This is a genomic window from Geodermatophilus saharensis (assembly GCF_900188205.1).
GTDB lineage: Bacteria > Actinomycetota > Actinomycetes > Mycobacteriales > Geodermatophilaceae > Geodermatophilus > Geodermatophilus saharensis.
Genome location: NZ_FZOH01000008.1, coordinates 20404 through 37644, shown reverse-complemented (window position 1 = coordinate 37644; position 17241 = coordinate 20404). Strand labels below are relative to the sequence as shown.

15 protein-coding genes are annotated in these 17241 nt (G+C 75.2%); 3 read left to right on the top strand and 12 right to left on the bottom strand.

The window, feature by feature from the left end; translation table 11 throughout:
- Positions 1-126: 126 nt before the first annotated feature.
- From CHC04_RS17980 to CHC04_RS17935, 10 genes are read right to left on the bottom strand one after another with little or no spacing between them, the layout of a single operon-like run.
- The gene (locus tag CHC04_RS17980; protein ID WP_176450081.1) at positions 127-2598 is read right to left on the bottom strand and encodes an FAD-dependent oxidoreductase; all 2472 of its coding nucleotides are present in this window, start codon (positions 2596-2598) and stop codon (positions 127-129) included.
- On the bottom strand, positions 2595-3833 hold the full coding sequence (locus tag CHC04_RS17975) for a beta-ketoacyl synthase N-terminal-like domain-containing protein (protein WP_089405330.1): 1239 nt from the start codon (positions 3831-3833) through the stop codon (positions 2595-2597). Before CHC04_RS17975 ends, CHC04_RS17980 begins: the two co-directional genes overlap by 4 nt.
- A complete protein-coding gene (locus tag CHC04_RS17970; protein ID WP_089405513.1) occupies positions 3830-5122 on the bottom strand; it encodes a beta-ketoacyl-[acyl-carrier-protein] synthase family protein in 1293 nt (430 codons plus the stop codon). Before CHC04_RS17970 ends, CHC04_RS17975 begins: the two co-directional genes overlap by 4 nt.
- Entirely contained in the window at positions 5122-5547 is a 426-nt protein-coding gene (locus CHC04_RS17965) for a cupin domain-containing protein (protein WP_089405329.1), read from the bottom strand. Before CHC04_RS17965 ends, CHC04_RS17970 begins: the two co-directional genes overlap by 1 nt.
- A gap of 40 nt (positions 5548-5587) precedes the next feature.
- A complete protein-coding gene (locus CHC04_RS17960; protein ID WP_245817420.1) occupies positions 5588-6544 on the bottom strand; it encodes an ACP S-malonyltransferase in 957 nt (318 codons plus the stop codon).
- A gap of 1 nt (position 6545) precedes the next feature.
- Positions 6546-7037 carry an SRPBCC family protein gene (locus tag CHC04_RS17955; protein ID WP_089405328.1) on the bottom strand — a complete coding sequence of 164 codons (492 nt, stop codon included), beginning with the start codon at positions 7035-7037 and terminating at the stop codon, positions 6546-6548.
- Between the two features lie 45 nt (positions 7038-7082).
- Positions 7083-8822 (bottom strand): acetyl-CoA carboxylase biotin carboxylase subunit, encoded by a 1740-nt coding sequence (locus CHC04_RS17950; protein ID WP_089405327.1) that lies wholly within the window; start codon positions 8820-8822, stop codon positions 7083-7085.
- Positions 8819-9370 (bottom strand): acetyl-CoA carboxylase biotin carboxyl carrier protein, encoded by a 552-nt coding sequence (gene accB / locus CHC04_RS17945; protein ID WP_089405326.1) that lies wholly within the window; start codon positions 9368-9370, stop codon positions 8819-8821. The genes CHC04_RS17950 and accB overlap by 4 nt, the downstream gene beginning before the upstream one ends.
- Complete coding sequence (gene accA / locus CHC04_RS17940; protein ID WP_089405511.1) at positions 9357-11114, bottom strand: acetyl-CoA carboxylase carboxyl transferase subunit alpha; 1758 nt, start codon at positions 11112-11114, stop codon at positions 9357-9359. Before accA ends, accB begins: the two co-directional genes overlap by 14 nt.
- The gene (locus tag CHC04_RS17935) at positions 11111-11434 is read right to left on the bottom strand and encodes a TcmI family type II polyketide cyclase (RefSeq protein ID WP_089405510.1); all 324 of its coding nucleotides are present in this window, start codon (positions 11432-11434) and stop codon (positions 11111-11113) included. The genes accA and CHC04_RS17935 overlap by 4 nt, the downstream gene beginning before the upstream one ends.
- 438 nt (positions 11435-11872) lie before the next feature.
- On the opposite strand from CHC04_RS17935, the gene CHC04_RS17930 reads away from it, so the two are divergent.
- Together CHC04_RS17930 and CHC04_RS17925 are read left to right on the top strand one after the other, a co-directional pair.
- A complete protein-coding gene (locus CHC04_RS17930) occupies positions 11873-12529 on the top strand; it encodes a LuxR C-terminal-related transcriptional regulator (RefSeq protein WP_245817418.1) in 657 nt (218 codons plus the stop codon).
- Positions 12530-12912: 383 nt separating this feature from the next.
- Complete coding sequence (locus CHC04_RS17925) at positions 12913-13560, top strand: response regulator transcription factor (RefSeq protein WP_245817415.1); 648 nt, start codon at positions 12913-12915, stop codon at positions 13558-13560.
- A 45-nt stretch (positions 13561-13605) separates the two neighbouring features.
- Here CHC04_RS17925 and CHC04_RS17920 read toward each other — a convergent pair whose 3' ends face one another.
- Both CHC04_RS17920 and CHC04_RS17915 read right to left on the bottom strand, forming a co-directional pair.
- Positions 13606-14496 carry an ABC transporter permease gene (locus CHC04_RS17920; protein ID WP_245817413.1) on the bottom strand — a complete coding sequence of 297 codons (891 nt, stop codon included), beginning with the start codon at positions 14494-14496 and terminating at the stop codon, positions 13606-13608.
- Complete coding sequence (locus CHC04_RS17915; protein ID WP_089405323.1) at positions 14493-15521, bottom strand: ABC transporter ATP-binding protein; 1029 nt, start codon at positions 15519-15521, stop codon at positions 14493-14495. Before CHC04_RS17915 ends, CHC04_RS17920 begins: the two co-directional genes overlap by 4 nt.
- A 309-nt stretch (positions 15522-15830) precedes the next feature.
- Between CHC04_RS17915 and CHC04_RS17910 the strand changes: the two genes are divergently transcribed.
- Positions 15831-17186 carry a right-handed parallel beta-helix repeat-containing protein gene (locus CHC04_RS17910; RefSeq protein WP_141233849.1) on the top strand — a complete coding sequence of 452 codons (1356 nt, stop codon included), beginning with the start codon at positions 15831-15833 and terminating at the stop codon, positions 17184-17186.
- The last annotated feature ends 55 nt before the right edge of the window (positions 17187-17241 follow it).

The following is a 17241-nucleotide window of genomic DNA, read 5'->3' as shown; positions in this document are numbered from 1 at the left end:
GGCGCGCACACGTGCGCGCCGGGCACGGGGCCGGTGTCGTGGAGCGGTGTCGCTGCCGTGCGCCCGGTGTGGGTCACGGGTTCCCCCTGGGTGGTGCTGGGTGGTGCTGGGTGGTGCAGGTGCGGCTCAGACCGCGTAGACGCCGGCCAGGTGCTCGCGCAGCGCGTCCTCCCGGACCGGCCGGGTGCGGAAGCCGACGTGCCCGTCGGGCCGCACCAGGTAGGCCGCCGCACCCCGACCGGCGATCCCGTACGCCGTCCGGAGACGGTCGCCGGGATCGGTGAGCACCGGCAGGTCGACCAGCGGCGGGACGACGGCGCCGGGGCCGGCCACCAGGTACGGGCGCACCTGCCCGCGGGTGTCCGCCCGGATCGCCGCGGCCGTCTCCTCGAACTCCCGCAGCTCCTCCGCGCCGACCGAGGAGTCGACCGAGATCAGCAGCGTCGCGTGCGTGCCGCGGGTCAGGTCGAACAGCCGCAGGTCGTGCGCGACGCCGAACCGGCGCAGTCCCGTGACGTCCGGCGCCCGGTGACCCGGCAGCGGCCCGCCGTCGAACCCGCGGCGGCCGGCCTCCTCGCCGACCAGCGGGCTGTCGGCGTAGTTCATCGTCATCTGCATCTCGAGGAGGAACTGCGCCTTCTCGTCCTCCATGTCCATCTCGTCGGTGAACGCGATGGCCACGGCCCGGTCGACGATCGCCCGGCCCGCCGGGCGCCGCTCGGCGTCGTAGCTGTCGAGCAGGTCGGGGGAGGCCTCCCCGCGGACGGCGAGGGCGAGCTTCCAGGACAGGTTCCACGCGTCCTGGATGCCGGTGTTCATGCCCTGGCCGCCCGCCGGCGGGTGCAGGTGCGCGGCGTCGCCGGCGACGAACACCCGGCCCACGCGGTACCGGTCGACGATGCCGTGCTTGATCCGGAAGATCGACGCCCAGCGCAGGTTGCTCGCCGTCGTCCCGGCCGGGCCGAGGTCGTCGATCGCGGCCTGGATGTCGGCCAGCCCCGGCGGGTCGTACTCCTTCCAGAACCCGGCGGGGACGACGCCGCTGCCGATCGTCTCCTGCAGCCGCTTGGGCGCCAGCGTCGCGACCCGGTAGCGGTTGCGGCCCTTGAGCGGGACGCAGACCAGCATCCCGGTGAAGTCGCCGTCGTCCTCGATGCGGACCCAGCGCACCAGGTGCCCGGGCGGCATCTCCCAGTCGACGTCGACGTCGCCGAGCATGAACAGCTGCGGGAAGATCGACAGCCCGCCGTCGAAGGTCAGGCCGAGGCCGGCGCGCACCGCGCTGGAGGCGCCGTCGGCACCGACCAGGTAGGCCGCCCGCGCCGGCTCCTCCTCGCCGCCGGGGTGCACCAGCGTGGCGGTGACGCCCTCGTCGTCCTGGGTGAAGCCGGTGAGCTCCACGCCGCGCTCCACCTCGACGCCCAGCGAGCGCAGCCGGTCGCCGAGGATCCGCTCGGTCTCGTACTGCGGGAGACCGAGGTGGGCGAAGGGCAGCTCCTCCAGGCCCGACCAGTCGACCTGGTGGGTCTGCTCGCCGTTGACGAACACCGTCTGGCCGTAGAGCCAGGCGCCGGCGTCCATCGCCTCGGTGACGATGCCCTGGTCCTCCCAGATCTCCATCGTCCGGCAGTGGATGCCGATCGCCTTGTCCGCCTGGGTGGAGGCCTCCGGCCGCTTGTCGACCACCCGCACGGCGATCCCGCGGCGGGCCAGCTCGATGGCGGCGGTCATGCCGGCCGGGCCGGCCCCGACGACGAGCACCTCGGCGGCGGGCCGGGTGCGCGCCGCCGCGGGGGGCCGGTCGTCACCGGCGGCGACCGGGACGGGGGTCTCCTGCACCGGGGCGGGCGTGGGGAGGACGGCCTCCGCCCGCGGGGCCGGGGCGACCGGGGCGGGAGCGGCCGCGGCGGGTGCCGCCGGAGCGGGCGCCGCCCGGACGCCCCGGACGCCGGCCTCCTGCGGCCGGTACCGGATCTCGTAGAGCTTGCGCTGGAAGAACACCGACAGCCAGCGGATGAGCGGGCCGCTCTGGTCCTGGTGGGAGGGGTCCTCCACCCAGTTGCGGAAGTCCTGGTCGGACTCCCACTCCGCGAAGATGTGGTAGAGGTCGGAGTCGGGCTCCTTGAGCAGCTCCTCCCGGATCAGTCCCTTGGTCCCGCGCAGCCGGTCGGTGACGATCGCGTACGCGCGCTCGAAGGCCTCCTCCTCACCCGGCGCCACCTTGGTGCTGATGTCGACGCGCACGTGCGAGGCCTGCTCCCCGCCGGTGATGCCGTACAGCACCTCGAAGGTGCTGCGGTCGGCGTCCTCGCGCAGGTCCCGCAGCGCCGCGGTGAGCGTCTCGCGGGCCGCCGACCGGCCGAACCCGTCGACCGCCTCCTTGTCGGCCCAGTCGGCGACGACCAGGAAGGTCCGCGGGTCCGACGCGTCGCGCATCAGCTCCTGGCGGAGGTTGCCCGGAACGGAGGCGATGTGCGACGCCGCCTCCCGCCAGGCGTCCTCGAAGGCCTGCTCGCAGCCCTCGCGGACCCGCATCCGCAGCAGCGTGCGCACCGCGCCGTCGTGCGCCGTCGCGGGCCGCTCCTCCAGGGTCGTCATGCCGTCGCTCCCTCGGGTCGGCGCAGCACCAGGCTGCTGTTGAAGCCACCGGTGCCGCGGGCGAGGACGACCACGGTGGACAGGTCCTGCACCCGGCTGCTGGTGACGAGGTCGACGCCGGGCGCCTCGACCGGGTCGTCGAGGTGGGCGGTCCCCGGCACGATCCCGTCGCGCATCGCCAGCAGGGCGGTGGCCACGGCCAGCGCCGAGCCGCCGGCCATGAGCCGGCCGGTCCACGACGACGGCGCCGTCACCGGCACCGGCGTCGCGCGGTCCCCGAACACCGCCGCGATCGCGTCGAGCTCGAGCCGGTCGAGCTCGGGCACGCCGGCGCCGTCGGCGAGCACGAGGTCGACCTCGTCGGGGGTGACACCGGCGTCGGCCAGCGACAGCCGGATCGCCCGCGCGTACTGGACGGCGTCGGGCGCGGGGTCCTCGTGGTGGTGGGCGTCGTGGGTGGCCGCGTAGCCGGCCACCTCGCCCCACACCCGGCGGACGCCGCGGGCGCGGGCCGCCCCGGGCTCCTCCAGCAGCAGGATCGCCCCGCCCTCGCCGACCACGTGGCCGTTGGCACGCCGGTCGAAGGGCTTGTAGGCGTCCTCGGGCCGCTGCGCGGTCGACAGCCGCCCGCTGGTGGCCTGGCACAGCATCGCGTACGGGCACAGCCCGGCCTCGGTGCCGCCGACCAGCACCGCCGGGGTGCCGCGCCGGACCACCCGGCGGGCCCAGCCGATGCTGTCCAGCCCGCCGGCGCCCTCGGTGACGACGACGCCCGAGGGCCCCTTGAACCCGTCGCGGATGGACACCTGGCCGGTGCTGGCCGCGTAGAACCAGGCGATCGACTGGTAGGCGCCCACCGACCGCGGTCCCTTGGCCCACAGGCCCTGGATCTCGTGCTGGCTGAACTCGTTGCCGCCCGAGCCCGAGGCGAGGAAAACCGACGTGGCGTAGGCGTCCTCCGGCGCGGTGTAGCCGGCGTCCTCGGCGGCGAGCGTCGCCGCCGCCAGGGACATCCAGGTCCACCGGTCGGTCTGCACCATCAGCTGCGGGGACACGTGGTCGGCGGGCACGAAGTCGCGCACCTGCCCGGCGAGGCTGATCCCGTAGCGGGCGGCGTCGAAGCCCTCGACCGGCCGGATCGCCGGCTCGCCGCGCACGAGCGAGGCCCAGTGCTCCTCGACGCCGACCCCGGTGGGGGCGACGACGCCGATCCCGGTGACGAGCAGGTTGCTCACGACTCCCTCCGGGTGGGCGAGGCCAGCACGATCGCCGACTGGAACCCGCCGAAGCCGCTGCCCACGGAGATGGCGACGTCGACCTTCTGCTCCCGCGCCACCTTCGGCACGTAGTCGAGGTCGCACTCGGGGTCGGGCACCTCGTAGTTGGCCGTGGGCGGCAGCACGCCGCGGCTGACCGCGAGCGCGGTGGCGGCGACCTCGATCGACCCGATGGCGCCCAGCGAGTGACCGACCATCGACTTGATCGAGCTCATCGCGACCCGGCCGGCCGCCGGGCCCAGGCTGCGCTTGACCGCCGCCGTCTCGTGCCGGTCGTTCTGCTTGGTCCCCGAGCCGTGGGCGTTGACGTAGCCGACCTCGTCGGGGTGGATCCGGCCCTGACCGAGCGCGACGGTGATCGCCTCGGCCATCTCCAGCCCGTCGGGCTTGAGACCGGTCATGTGGAAGGCGTTGCACCGGCTGGCGTACCCGGTGACCTCGCAGTAGACCTCCGCGCCCCGCGCCCGGGCGTGCTCGAGCTCCTCGAGCACCAGCACGGCCGCGCCCTCGCCCATGACGAACCCGTTGCGGCGGGCGTCGAAGGGCTTGGAGGCGTGCTCCGGGTCGTCGTTGCTGTCGGTGGTGGCCCGGATGGTGTCGAAGCAGGCCATCGAGATCGGCGAGATCGGGGCGTCGCTGGCACCGGCCAGCACGACGTCGGCGTCGCCGTCCTCCACCAGCTGGGCGCCGTAGCCGATGGAGTCGATGCCCGACGTGCAGCCGGTGGAGACCACCGTCGCCGGGCCGTGCGCGCCGAAGCGGACGGCCAGCTCGGTGGCACCGCAGCTGGGCACCAGCGCGTGCATCAGGTACCGGGAGGCGTAGCGCGGGTCGACCTCCCACAGCCGGCCGGCGTCGCTGACCGACACGTACTCCTGCTCGAGCCGCATCGTCGCGCCGACGGCGCTGCCGAGGGTGACGCCGACCCGGTCGGGGTCGGGGGCGTCGTCGGCGCCGCCGACCCCGAACCGCAGCCCGCTGTCGGCGACCGCCTCGTCCGCGGCCACCATCGCCATCTGCACGAAGCGGTCGTTGCGGTGGACCTCCTGGGCGGACAGGCCCAGCTTGCGGCCGTCGAAGTCCACCTCCGCGGCGACCTGGGAGCGGAACCGGGTCGGGTCGAAGAAGGTGATCCGCCGGGTCGCCGTCCGGCCGGCGGTGATCATGTCCCAGAAGCCCTCCCGGCCCATGGAGCCGGGCGCCACCACCCCGATGCCGGTGACGACGACCCGCCGTCGGTCCTGCATCACCGCACGCCCGGGGGGAGCTCGGTGTCCACGTGCCCGAGGTCGGGCCGCGGCGCCAGCGGGCCGCACAGGAAGACGAACGTCGCCGTCGTCGCCGTGTCGTTGACGATGCGGTGGCGCACCCCGATCGGGATGTGCACGGCGGACTCGGAGACCAGCCGCCGCTCCTCGCCGTCGAGGGTGACGAGGACGTCGCCCTCCTGGCAGTAGAGGAACTCCTCGGAGTACGGGTGCCAGTGCTCGGTCACGATCTCGCCGGGCTCGAGGGTCAGGGTGCCCATGAAGCCCGCGGTCGAGCCGACGCTGGCCGGGGAGAGCAGCACCCGGATGTCCCCGCCGCGGCGGCGGTTGGGGGCGGTGTCGGCCCGGTGGACCGTCGGGCCGCAGCGCGTCGGGACGGCCGGGGCGTGCTGGATGGTCGTCATCTCTCTCCTCAGGGAGTCAGGCGGTTCGGATAGGTCCGGGTCAGGCGGGCAGGGAGCCCGCGAGCGCGGGACCCGGGACGTCGATGGGGACGGGGACACCGGGCCCGGAGGCCAGGGAGACCGGCAGGCCCGGGTGGACCTGGCGGACGAGCGGACCGAGCACCGGCTCGGCGCCGACCTCGACCGCCGAGGTGGCGCCGAGGTCCACCAGGACCCGGGAGGTGGCCTCCCAGAGCACGGTGGCGGTGAGGTGGCGGCGCAGCGCCGCGGCCAGCCGGTCGGGATCACGGGTCGGCTCGCCGTCGGCGTTGGGGACCACCGGCACGGCGGGCACCGACCAGTCCAGGTCACCCAGCGCGGTGGCCAGGTGGGTGGCCACCTTCTGCACCAGCGGACCGCCGCAGGGCGCCCGGCCGGGCAGCCGGACCAGCTCCAGCCCGGCCGCGCGGACCAGCTCGCCGGCGTGCGCCAGCTCGGCGCGGTTGCCGGCCAGCACCGCCCGCTCGGGGCCGTCGACGGCCGCCAGGCACAGCGGCCCGTCGGCCCCGGCGACCGCGATCGCGGAGCGGGCGACGGCCTCGGCGTCGTGCCCGAGGACCGCGGCCAGGCCCGCGCAGGAGGGCCGCGGGGCCAGGCCCAGCAGCTCGGCGCGCCAGTGCACCAGCTCGACGACCTGGTCGAGCCGGAGCGCGCCGGCGGCCACGAGGGCGGCGTACTCGCCGACGCCGTGGCCGGCCACCACCACCGGCTGCAGGCCGCGGGCGGCCAGCGAGCGGAAGCCGGCGACCCCGGTCACGACCACCTCGAGGTGGGTCGCGACGGGATCGGGCGCGGTCGCGGGGTCCCGCCACCAGGCGGCGACGTCGCGGCCGACGACGGCGTCGACCTCGGTCACGGTGGCTGCCGCCACCGGGTCGGCCAGCCACGGGTCGACCATCCCGGGCCGGGAGCCCTCCTCGCCGGGGAGGAGGACGGCAGGACCCCGCGCGCCGGTCACCTCACCGCTCCTGCTCCGGTGCGGCGGCCTCCACCTTGTCCTTGATGATCGACATCTGCACCTTGCTGTTCGCGTCGATCCGCCGGGTCATGCCCTCGGTGTCGATGGGTGCCTCCGGCCGCATCCGGAAGTCCTGCACCCAGCGCATCCGGGTGCCGCTGCCCTCCGGCGTGTAGCTCCAGTGGATGTCCATGAACTCGAACGGCCCGGGCTCCACGCGGCGGGCGCGGACCTCGCGCGCGGCCGGGTCGAGGGTCCGCTCGGAGACCCAGCTCCAGGTCCGGCCGGACTCGTCGGGGTGCATGGTGAGCCGGAAGCGGAACCAGGTGTCGGTCTGCTCGAGGATCTCCACCGAGCGGTACTCGGTGAACAGGTCCGGCCAGGACGCCAGGTCGTTGGTCATCGCCCACACGTGGTCGATGTCGGCGTCGATGAGGATCGAGTTGTCGGTGTGGCCGACGGTCGCGGTCTGGGGGCTGTCGGTGCTGGTCATGCGGAACGCTCCTCAGGTGGTGGACGGGGGCAGCGGGGTCCTTCCTCAGGCCGGCTGGGCCTGCGCGGCGCGGACGGCCTCGACGATCTCGCCGAACGTGTAGCGGTCGGCGCTGTCGTCGGGCAGCTCGGTGCCGAAGCGGTCCTGCAGGGCGGTCTGCAGGGACAGGAAGGCCAGGGAGTCCAGGCCCACGTCGGCGAAGCGGGCGTCGGGGTCGGTGGTGTGCGACTCCTGCGGCAGGCCCGCCTTCTCGGTGAGCAGCTGCATGAGGTCGGTCTGGCTGAAGGCGGTCATGGCGGTGTCCTCCTCGGGACGGTGGTGCGGACGGGATGCGGGGACGGCGGGGTCGCCGTCCGGGACGAGGTGCAGCGGGCCGCGCAGGGCCGCCGGCAGGGCCGGCTCCGGGCACGCGGCGATGAGCTCGGCGCGGGCCACCAGGTCGGGCAGCCGGCGGTCGAGGAACTGGACGTCGTGCCGGTCGGCACGCACGTCGGGGTCGCGCAGCATGGCGCGGTGCAGGGCGGTGGTCGTGTGCACGCCGGGTCCCTCGACGCGCAGCTCGGCCAGCGCCCGGTCCATCCGGCGCAGCGCCTGCTCGCGGTCCGGCGCCCAGACGACGAGCTTGCCGAGCAGCGAGTCGTAGTGCGGGCTGACCTCGTCGCCCTGGCGGTAGCCGGTGTCGAAGCGCGTCCACGGGCCGTCGGGCACCCGCAGGACGTCGAGCCGGCCGGGCGCCGGGGCGAACCCGCGGGCGGGGTCCTCGGCGTTGATCCGGCACTCGATCGCCGCCCCGCGGACGACGACGTCCTCCTGCCGCAGCCGCAGCCGCTCGCCGCCGGCGACCAGCAGCTGCTCGCGGACCAGGTCGACGCCGGTGAGCAGCTCGGTGACCGGGTGCTCGACCTGGATGCGCGCGTTCATCTCCATGAAGTACGCGCGGCCGGCGTCGTCGACGAGGAACTCGACGGTGCCGGCGCCGGAGTAGCCGACCGACAGGGCGCCGCGGACGGCCATCACGCCGAGCTCGGCCCGCTGCGCCGGGGACAGGTGCCCGGCCGGGCCCTCCTCCAGCAGCTTCTGGTGCCGCCGCTGCAGCGAGCAGTCCCGCTCGCCGAGGTGGATGCCCGCCCCGTGGGAGTCGCAGAGGACCTGCACCTCCACGTGCCGGGCACCGGAGAGGTAGCGCTCGACGTAGACGGTCGGGTCGCGGAACACGGCCCGGGCCACCGTCTGCGTGGTGGTGAAGGCCTCGGCGAAGTCCTCGGGCCCGCGGACGACGGTCATCCCGCGCCCGCCGCCGCCGGCCGCCGCCTTGATGATCACCGGGTAGCCGATGTCGGCGGCGATCCGCATCCCCTCCTCGGCGGTGCGGACCGGGTCGACCACACCGGGCAGGAGGGGCAGCCCGGCGGCGGCCATGAGCTTGCGCGCCGTCGCCTTGTTGCCCATCTGCTGCATGACCTCGGGCGGTGGGCCGACGAAGGTCAGCCCCTCCTTGTCGCAGATCTCGGCGAAGTCGGGGTCCTCGGAGAGGAAGCCGTAGCCGGGGTGGACGGCGTCGGCGCCGGTCCGCAGCGCCGCCTCGATGAGGTTGGGCACGTGCAGGTAGCTCGCCCGCGGCGCCGGCGGCCCGATGTGCACCGCCTCGTCGGCCATCTCCACCACGGCCGAGTCGCGGTCGGCCGTCGAGTGCACGGCGACGACCTCGATGCCGAGCTCCCGGCAGGCCCGGGCGACGCGGACGGCGATCTCACCGCGGTTGGCGATGAGCAGCCGGCCGATCACCGCGACCCCCCGGGTGGCCGCAGCAGCAGCAGCACCTGGTCGTACTCGACCGACTCCGCGTCGCCCACCCGCACCTCGGTCACCACGCCCGCGGAGTCGGCCACGATCGGGTTCATCAGCTTCATCGCCTCGACGATCCCGAGCGTCTGGCCGGCCTCCACCTCGTCACCGACCCGCACGAACGGCTCGGCGCCGGGGGAGGGGGCGGTGTAGAAGGTGCCCACCAGCGGCGCGCGGACGGGGACCGTCCCCTCCGGGACCTCCGGCGCGGCGGCCGGGGACTCCGGGGCCGTCGCCGCGGCGGGGGTCACCGCCTGCAGCGCGCCGGACGCCGGGGCGGCGGCGGGTGCGGCGGCCGGGGCGACGACGACGTCGGCGGCCCACTCGACCTCCACCGACCGGTCGCCGCTGCGCACCGTGAGCCGGCGCAGCGGCCCCGGCAGCGCGCGGGCGAGGTCGACGATCTCCTCCTGCAGCGACCGCGTCGCGTCGTCGCGGTCCTCCCCGCCGCCCGCTCCGGAGCGCGGGGGCAGCTCAGCCGGCCGCACGGTCGTCCCCTCCCGTCGACACCGGCACGACGCGCAGTGGTCGTGCCTCGTCCCCGCCGATCCGCGAGAGCCGCCGGGTGCGCAGCGCCAGCAGCGTGGCGACGTCGAGCCGGCACAGCTCGTCGAGGTCGGCGACGAGCGCCGCGCGGACCCGGCGGGCCGCGTCGAGGGGGTCGGCGTGCGCCCCGCCCGGGGGCTCGGTCACCACGGAGGTGGCGATGCCGCTGGCGCACAGGTGCGGTGCGCCCAGCCGCATGGCGCGCGCGGCGGTGGGGGCCGCCGAGGCCGTCCGCCACAGGATCGCCGCGCAGCCCTCCGGGCTGATGACCGACAGGTAGGCGTTCTCCAGGACCAGCAGCCGGTCGGAGGTGCACAGCGCCAGGGCCCCGCCGCTGCCGCCCTCACCGGTCAGCACGGAGACCACCGGGACCCGCAGCCGGCTGCTGCGCATGATCGTCTCGGCGATGGCGTGCGACTGGCCGCGCTCCTCGGCCGCCGGGCCCGGGTGGGCGCCGGGGGTGTCGACGAGCGTGACCACCGGCAGGCCCGAGGCCTCCGCGTGCGCCATCAGCCGCATCGCCTTGCGGTAGCCCTCGGGGTGCGGCATGCCGAAGTTGCGGGCCACGCGCTCGCGGACCGAGTGGCCCTTCTCGTGGCCGATGACCACCACCGGGCGCCCGTCGAGGGAGGCGACGCCGCCGACGATCGCCGGGTCGTCGGCGAACGCGCGGTCCCCGTGCAGCTCGACGAAGTCGTCGAAGGCGGTGTGCAGGTAGTCCAGCGTGGTCGGCCGGCCGGCGACCCGGGCCCGCTGGACGACGTCCCAGGCGTCGGCGTCGCGGACGGCACCGGCGTCCGCGGTCACCGGCTCGGGAACGACCTCGGTGCGGGCGGCGGCGGTGCCGGAGCGGGGGATGACCGGGCGGCCGTGCAGGTCGAGGAGGCGGGCCAGCAGCGGGCGCAGCTCGGCCCGGCTCTCCACCCGGTCGACCAGCCCGTGCGCCAGCAGGAACTCCGACGTCTGGAAGTCGCTGGGCAGCTCGGCGCGGATGGTCTCCTGCACGACCCGCGGGCCGGCGAACCCGACGTGCGCACCGCGCTCGCCGACCAGGACGGCGGCCAGCGTGGCGAAGGAGGCCGACACCCCGCCGTAGGTGGGGTCGGTGAGCACGCACACCGACAGCAGTCCCGACTCGCGCAGCTGCGCGAAGGCCTGGCTGACCCGCGCCATCTGGAACAGCGAGAAGACGCCCTCCTGCATGCGCGCCCCGCCACTGGCGCAGACGACGACCAGGGGGAGCCGGCGCTCGACGGCGAGGTCGGCGGCGGCGCTGACGCGGCGTCCGACCTCGATGCCCATGCTGCCGCCGAGGAAGCCGAAGTCCATCGCGGCGAGGACGACCTCGGTGCCGCCGATGCGGGCGGTGCCGGCGACGACCGCCTCGGACTCACCGGAGCGGGCCGCGGCCTCGATCAGCCGGTCGTGGTAGTCCCGCAGGTCGCTGAACGACAGGGGGTCCGGCGGTCCCGGCGGGCAGGTCTGCTCGTCGAAGGTGCCCGGGTCGGCGAGCAGCCGGATGCGGTCGCGGGCGCCCAGCCGCAGGTGGTGGTCGCACTCGGGGCAGACCGACAGGTTGCGCTCGAGGCGCTTGCGGTACAGCAGCCAGCCGCAGCTCGGGCAGCTGACCCAGTCGGCCGAGCCGGCCGCCGCCGTCGGGCGGCGAGCCGGTGTCGTCGCGGTCACCGCTCGGCCGACCACTCGTAGAAGCGGCGGGCCATGGCGTCCTGCGGCGAGCGCCACCCGGGGTCGTAGGCGGTGATGTAGGGCCGCAGCTCCTCGCTCACCGCCCGGAACGACGGCAGCGCCTGGGCCACCTGCATGGCCTCACCCGGCGGGCGGTCGAACTGGATGAGGTGGACGTAGAGCTCGTGGAAGGTGAACAGCGACCGGTGGGTCACACCGATCTCGTGCGGCATGGACGTGGCGTCGGAGCGGGCGAAGACGTCGGCGACGCGGTCCGCGTCGCCCGGCGCCATCCTGGCGATGATCATGGTCTGGTGCACGGGCACTCCAGCGTCGCTGCGGGGCCGGCCGGGAGCCGGCGGGCCAGGGACGGATGACCGGGGACGCTAGGGCCGTCGGACCTCCCCGGGACACCGGCCAGGGGTCGGATCCTGCGAGGGCTCCCGGGGGTGGAGGGGCTGGTCACCGGGGGTGGACACCGGGTGGAGGGGGTGCGCACCCCCCGGTTCTGCGCCCGCAGGGGGAACTGCCCCGTCTCCGGGATCGGGGGACCACGACTCGGGTATGAACCGGTCCCCCGTTTGTGCACTGTGGGGTCACGCACGGTGGCGGACGGTCGCGTCCCGTCTCTAGGGTCCGTCTCAGGTATGGGGGCGCGGGGCGCCGGACCTGAGCGGAGCAGACGCATGGGCGGCGAGTTGGAGGGACGAGTCCCTCCACCGAGAGATGCCCCGAGCGGTGGCGTCCCGCCGGCCAGGGTGCTGATCTGCGACGACCACGAGGTCCTGCGGACCGGTCTGCGGGCGGTGCTCCGCTGGGCGCCGGACCTGGTCGTGGTGGCCGAGGCCGCCGACGCCGACGCCGCCCTGACGCTGGCCGCCGAGCTGCGGCCGGAGATCACCCTGGTGGGGCTGGGGACCCAGGGCCCCGGGATCCCCGAGCTGGTCCGGGCGCTGACCGCCACGGGCACCCGCGTCGTGCTCCTGGGCGAGGCCGGCAGCGGCGGCGACATGGTCGAGGCGCTGCGCGCGGGCGCCCGCGGCTACGTGCACACCACGGTGAGCTCCGAGCGCCTGGTCGACGGGGTGCGGGCCGTGCTGCGCGGCGAGACCCTGCTCGACGCCACCGTCACCGGTGAACTGCTGCACCACCTCGACGGTGGCCGGCCGGGCGGGGAGGCCGCCGACCGCAACCCGCTCACCGCACGCCAGCAGGCGGTGTCCGAACTGGTCGCCGAGGGGCTGACGAACGCGGAGATCGCCGCCCGGCTGCAGGTCAGCCGTGCCACCGTCAAGGGACACATCACCGTGGCGCTGCGGAGGCTGGGCCTGCGTGACCGCACGCAGCTCGCCATCCACGTCAACCGCGTGACCCGGCCGGGTGACGGCCGCCAGGTTGGTCCCGCCAACGGGTGACCTCCGTGTGGGAAGAGTCACTCTCCGTACTGGCCGACCGGCGGACACGGAGTGTCACCGAACTTCCTGACAGGAGCCTGGACGCGGGCTGTGGCTCCCGTGCACAGTTCCAGCCTGCACAGACTGATTGCGCGCTACGGTTCGGCCCCGTTCGTGAGACGGACGGGTTCCGCTCGCGGATGGAGAACCCGGCCTCCGCACCCCGTCACCGACCGGACAGGGGGAACAGGATGAACTCCGACGACGTCCCGAACAGGGTGGCGCCTCGGCTGCACCGTCCGCACGGCCCGGGCACGACCGCGCCCGGTCACGTGGGTCCCCCGCGCGCCCGTCCGGCGCCGCGGCCGGTCCGCCCCCTGCTCGCCCGGCCGCCGTCCAGCCTCGTGCGCATCCTCCTGTGCGAGGACCAGGAGGTGTTCCGGCTGGGCCTGCGCGTGGTCCTCGAGGCCGAGCCGGACATGGCCGTCGTCGCCGAGACCGAGCACCTGCCCGGGGCGCTCAGCGCCGCCGCGGACGTGCCGGTGCAGGTCGTCGTCGCCCGTCAGGGCCTGGTCGAGGGCGCCACGCTGCCGCTGCTGCGCGACCTCTGCCACCGCGGGACGTCGGTGCTGGTGCTCGCCGAGCGCCGGGAGGACCCCGGCGCCGAGCTGGTCGAGGTGCTGCGGGCCGGCGTCCGGGGCTACCTGCCTCGGCGGTCCTGCGCCGCCCGGCTGGTCGAGGCCGTGCGCGCCCTCTCCCGCCACGAGGCGGCCATCGACTCCTCCGCCACCAGCCAGCTCGTCCGCTACCTCGCCGACCCCGCGGCGCCGGCGCAGGTCCCCGAGCGCGTCCTCGACCGGCTCACCGACCGGCAGCGCGACGTCGCCGAGTTGGTGGCGCAGGGGCTGAGCAACGAGGAGATCGCGCGCCGGCTGTTCCTGAGCCTGGCCACGGTCAAGAGCCACCTCACCGCCTCGATGCGGCGGCTCGGGGTCCGCAGCCGCACCCAGCTGGCCATCCTGGTCAACCGGGACCGCTCCCCGGCCCTGTGAGGGGAGGGCCCCCCGACGGGGGTGCCGCAGCGGTCCGCCGGGCCCTCAGGTGAGGTCGCGGCGGTTCAGCAGCAGCGCGGTCAGCGCGACCGCCGCGGCGAGGAAGGCGCCCAGCACCCACGCGGCCTGGCCACCGTCGACCACCGCCACCACGCCGGGCGTCCGGACCGGGGTGTCCGACCCGGCCAGCGCCGCCACCAGCGAGCCGGCGTTCACCCCCGGCAGCGCCTGCTGCGCGGTCTCGAAGACGTCGAGCAGCGGTGCGGCGACGTTGACGACCAGGCTCTCGACGGCGAGCACCCACACCAGCCCCAGCCCGATCGCCAGCGCGGTGCCGCGCAGCGCCGTCCCGAGGAGCACGCCCATAGCGCCCCAGGTGGTGGCCACGAGCAGGCCGCCGCCGAAGCCGCGGGCGATCTCGGCCGCACCGGGCCAGTCGGCGGGCGCCGACTCCGCGCCGGCGATCAGCGCGCTGACCCCGGCGGTGAGCGCCAGGCTGACCGCGACCGTGCCGGCGAGCACGGTGACCAGGGCGAGCAGCTGCCCGGCGAGCACGGTGGTCCGCCGCGGCCCCTGGGCGAGCAGGGTCTTGAGCGTCCCCCAGCCGTACTCGCTGCCGGCCAGCAGCGCCCCGAGGGTCAGCAGCAGCGCGCCGCCGAACAGCGGCAGCCCCGACAGCGCGTTGGCGACCAGCCGGTCGGGCAGCGTGCTCGCCAGCAGGGCCTCCGGCGGGCTGCCCTCGTAGGAGGACCCGCGCGAGTAGCTGACGTAGGGGATGACCAGGCTGAACACCAGCTGCAGCGCCGGCCACAGCCCCAGCAGCACCCAGGTGGCCGGCCGGCGGGCCAGCTTGAGCAGCTCGGCGCCGACGATGGCCGGCAGCGACCCCGAGGTCCGCCCGGCCGGCAGGGCCAGCGACGCGGCGGTGGCGCTCACCGGGTCCCCCGGCGCAGCCGCCGCGGGCGCGGTGCGGGCTCCGGTGGCCCCGCCTCGTCGACGTCGGTGAGCTGCAGGAAGACCTCCTCCAGCGTGCGCGCCTCCTGGCGCAGCCCCGTGACGTCGACGTCGGCGGTGACCAGCGCGCGGTTGACCGCCGCGGTCTCCTCCGGCGCGGCCTGCAGGTGCAGCGCGCCGTCGACCACCGAGACCCGGTCGGGCCCCAGCAGGCGCCCGGCGACGGCGACGGCGGTGTCCAGCGGCCGGGCGTCGACGACCAGCCGGCCCAGCCCGCGCAGCTCCTCCACGCTGCTCTCGACCAGCAACCGGCCCGAGGCCACCACCGCGACGCGGTCGCAGATCTGCTCGACCTCCCCGAGCAGGTGGCTGGAGAGCACCACGGTGCGGCCCTCGGCCACCAGCCGGCGCAGCAGCGTGCGCACCTCGGTGATGCCCGCGGGGTCCAGGCCGTTGGTGGGCTCGTCGAGCACGACCAGCGCGGGGTCCTTGAGCAGGGCCGCGGCGATGCCCAGCCGCTGCTTCATGCCGAGCGAGTAGGTGCCGAAGCGGTCACCGGCGCGGTCGGTGAGGGCGACCGTGTCGAGCACCGCCGCGACCCGGTCGGCCCCCACGCCGGCGTAGCGGGCGAGCACGCGCAGGTTGTCCCGGCCGGAGAGGTAGGGGTAGAGCCCCGGCCCCTCGACCAGCGCCCCGACCTGCGCGACCGACGCGCCGGCCGGGCGCCCCAGCACGGTCGCCGACCCGCTGGTCGGGCGCACCAGGCCGAGCAGCATGCGCAGCGTCGTCGTCTTGCCCGCCCCGTTGGGGCCGAGGAAGCCGAACACCTCCCCGCGGCGCACCTGCAGCGACAGCGCGTCGACGACGGTCCGCGAGCCGTAGCGCTTCGTCAGCCGGTCGGTGGTGACGACCGGGTCGCCGTCGTCGTGCGGGCCGGGGCCGGCCGCCCGGGCGGAGGACGAGCCCGGCGCAGGCCGCGGCCCGGCGGTCCCCGTGGCGGTGTGCATGGCGGGAGACTGCCCGCGCCGGTGCCGCATGTCGAGCCGCCACGGGAGCCCGCTGCAGTTCCGACCCGGGTCGCGGGACCTAGGACCCACCGGTGCGCCCCGTGGCGGAACCGGAGCCGATCCGGCGGTCGCACAGCCCCCCTCCCCAGCCGGTCCTACGACCTGAGGCGCAAGCAGGTTCATACCCCTGACCCGTTGGACGGCGCCGGGTCCCCAGGGAGTGTGTGCCGCGTTGCCAGGCACTTCACAGGTTCCGAGCCGGCGCTCTCGGCCGCTCCGGGACTTCCACAGACGCCAGGAAGGCCACTGATGGAACGAACGACGAACACGACCGGAACGAGGTTCCGCGGCCGGGCGGTGCGCACGCTCGCGGTGGCCGGCGCCGGCGCGATGGTGCTCGGCGCCCTCCCCGGGGTCGCCTCGGCGCACGGTGGCGGCGGGCGGATGTGGGACGTCCACGAGGGCGAGTCCATCCAGGCCGCCGTCGACCAGGCGCGCTCGGGCGACACCATCCGGATCGCCGCGGGCACCTACACCGAGGCCGTCTGCATCGACGGCAAGGGCCTGACCATCCGGGGCGCCGGGAGCGACCAGACGATCATCGAGGCGCCCGACGACACCTACGACCTCGAGCCGGGTGAGGCGTGCTGGTCGGCGCAGAACGAGGCCGACGGCGAGGACGACGACACCACCCTGCGCGACAACCTCTCCGGGCTGTTCTTCCTCGACCCGGACTCCCGCGTGGTGGTCAAGGACCTGCAGACCCAGAACCACCCGGCCAACGGCATCTCCGCCTGGGGCGCGGACGGGTTCACCGTCACCGGTACCAAGGGCCTCGGCCACGACCGGTACGGCATCTTCGCGGGCAACTCGCACAACATCCACATCGTCGGGAACGTCGAGGAGGGCATCGACCGGGCCGGCCCGGGCGAGGCGCCGAACTCGGGCACCGCGGGCATCTCGATCGGCGACTCCGCGGACTCGCGGGCCCTGGTCGCCGGCAACCGGGTGCGCAACTACAACCTCGGCGTCTTCCTGCGGGAGGCCAGCGGCGGCCGGGTCGACGGCAACCACGTCAGCGGCAACTGCATCGGGATCCTCACCTTCGACGACGCCACCACGGAGACCCCCGGCGCCCCGGAGAACGTCGAGGCCGGCGACTGGAAGATCAACGGCAACGTGTCGCAGGCCAACAACCGGTGGTGCCTGCAGGGACGCGCCGGTGACCAGCGCATCTCCGGCGTCGGCATGGCGGTGGTGAACGCCGCCAACGTGCGGCTGACCGCCAACGTCATCAAGGACAACAACCCGACGATCCCGCCGGCCGAGTTCATCCCGGGCCCGCCGGCACCGGGTGCGCCGCCGCCGCCGCCGCTGACCTTCCCGCCCGGTGGGCTGGTCCTGCTCAGCTTCGCGCAGCCGCCGGGTTCCGACCCGAACCCGGACGACGACATCCCCGGTCTGGTGACCGACGTCAAGGTCGTCGCCAACTGGTTCGGCGACAACCGCGGCTTCGTCCCGCCGACCTTCCAGCCCGGCCAGATGGACATCTTCGTCGGCCAGGCCTCGGAGACGAACCCGTTCATCGTCGACCCCGGTCCGGGTCTGGAGTTCCGGGCCAACCGCTGCGACGCCAGCTTCCCGGCTGACATCTGCGGCGGCTGACACCCACCCGTCCGAGGGCGGTCCCGGCACCCGCCGGGGCCGCCCTCGGCGCGTG

Excerpts from the sequence above, each read along its gene's own strand:
- CHC04_RS17980 (WP_176450081.1), bottom strand. The coding sequence starts at position 2,598 with ATGACGACCCTGGAGGAGCGGCCCGCGACGGCGCACGACGGCGCGGTG.
- CHC04_RS17970 (WP_089405513.1), bottom strand. The coding sequence starts at position 5,122 with ATGCAGGACCGACGGCGGGTCGTCGTCACCGGCATCGGGGTGGTGGCG.
- CHC04_RS17965 (WP_089405329.1), bottom strand. The coding sequence starts at position 5,547 with ATGACGACCATCCAGCACGCCCCGGCCGTCCCGACGCGCTGCGGCCCG.
- CHC04_RS17955 (WP_089405328.1), bottom strand. The coding sequence starts at position 7,037 with ATGACCAGCACCGACAGCCCCCAGACCGCGACCGTCGGCCACACCGAC.
- CHC04_RS17915 (WP_089405323.1), bottom strand. The coding sequence starts at position 15,521 with ATGCACACCGCCACGGGGACCGCCGGGCCGCGGCCTGCGCCGGGCTCG.
- CHC04_RS17910 (WP_141233849.1), top strand. The coding sequence starts at position 15,831 with ATGGAACGAACGACGAACACGACCGGAACGAGGTTCCGCGGCCGGGCG.